The organism is Actinokineospora sp., assembly GCF_050699995.1.
GTDB lineage: Bacteria > Actinomycetota > Actinomycetes > Mycobacteriales > Pseudonocardiaceae > Actinokineospora.
The window spans coordinates 1-1,640 of record NZ_JBOHGC010000248.1; the positions used below are offsets into that span (position 1 = coordinate 1).

At 69.1% G+C, this 1,640-nt stretch carries 1 protein-coding gene; it reads right to left on the minus strand.

Features of this window, described 5'->3' with window-relative positions; translation table 11 throughout:
• A partial coding sequence (locus ACRDSQ_RS12965; RefSeq protein WP_431421229.1) for a hypothetical protein occupies positions 1-1,533 on the minus strand: 1,533 nt, incomplete at its 3' end.
• Between the last annotated feature and the right edge of the window lie 107 nt (positions 1,534-1,640).

The following is a 1,640-nucleotide window of genomic DNA, read 5'->3' on the forward strand; positions in this document are numbered from 1 at the left end:
CCTGAAGAAGGTGTCGACACCGGGGCCGCCGTCGCAGACATCTCTGCCGCGGCCGCCGTGGCAGCGGTCCGTGCCAGCGCCACCGAACAGCCGGTCGTTGCCGCGACCGCCGCGGAGCCGGTCAGCGCCCGGACCACCCAAGAGCACGTCCGCCCGGCCGCGCCCTCGGAGGATGTCGTTCCCACCCTTGCCGCAGATGATGTCCCGCCCGGGCGTGCCGACCAGCACGTCGTCACCGGGCGTCCCGATCACCTGGTTCAGGGAGTCGCCCTCGAAGCCGGGGCAAGCACCCCATGTCTTGGTGACCTCATCCGTGCAGTTCCCGGCCGGCGCGCCCGACGGATCACCCGCCGCCCGCTCGCACTCGTCCACCCCGGCCGTCGTGGGCAGGCTGGCCGTGATGGTCTGGACCCCCCTCTCGGACGAGAGGGTGGTCGTTTCTGCCCGAGCCCGCCCCTTGGCGTTAGTGGTCGCCGTGACCGTCGAACCTCCGGTCCTGAACTCGCCGGGCCCGGTCTCGGTGAACGTGACCGTCACGCCCGGGACGGGGTGCCCGAGTTGGTCCCTCACTGTCGCGGTGATCCTGTGGACCGTCCCCGGCGCGTTCGTCGCGTTCTCCGGCCTGGCGTCGATGTTCCGCGGGGCCGACAGCGCCTCCCAGGGCTTGGTCCCGGAGTCGCTCGACCCGTCGAGCGACGCGGTCACCGTCTGGGTGCCGGACCGGGTCGAATGGAGGAAGATCTCCGCGTACCCGTTCGCGCCGATCACCACCTGCGCCGTGGTCCCGAGGTCCGAGTGGCCGGCCGCCCCGGAGCTCGCAAAGTGACCCGGGCCGGCCGACGTGAAGGTAATCGTGTGGCCCTCCAGGATCTCGCCGCCCACGGTCTTGGCCGACGCGCACACCTTGTGCGTCGTTCCGACGCCGTTGGGGGCGGCGGCCGCATCCCAGTCGTTCATGCCGGTGGTGTCGGCGAAGTCCGCCAGATTGGCGTTGCAGTCGCCGCCCGCGCCCTCGGCCTCCATGTCGATCTCGACGTCCGCCGAGAACCAGGTCTTCGCAACGACGTCGGTGGTGTCGGGCTCGGTCTGGTCACCAGGGGTATTGGGGCCATCGGATGGCTCTTCGGGCAGATTGCCCGCATCGGCCCCCTCCGCCAGGTCGGCCTCACCGACAAGGGTGGCGTTGTTCTTGTCGTGGTCGATCCAACCTCGAATCGTATTTGTCCCTACCACCGGACTCGAGTGGGTGACCGTGCAGCTGTCCGCCGCTACCGCGACCGTGCATGTCTTGTCCGGCGACGTCGGCGAGTCGCCAGCATCGGGATCGTTGGGTCCGGTGATTTCGAAGTCGAGCTCTATCGTGCCAGAGGTGGCGTCCGCCGCGGCGCTGAGCGTAGCGGTCAGCGTATGCGGGGTGCCGATCGCATTGTCGTCTGTCTCCGGCGTGATTTGCAGCGTTCGGGTGCCGTGGTTGGCAACCGCCACTCCGGCGAAGGGGACGACCAGGGCGACGATCGTCGCCAGTGCCGTCAAGAGCCCCACCGACGGCCGCGACCCACTGGACGTTCGAGTGCGGGCTACGTCCATCTTCCGCTCCTTTCCAACAAATTCCCTCGAGCGAGGGAAGCGCGCATACAAGA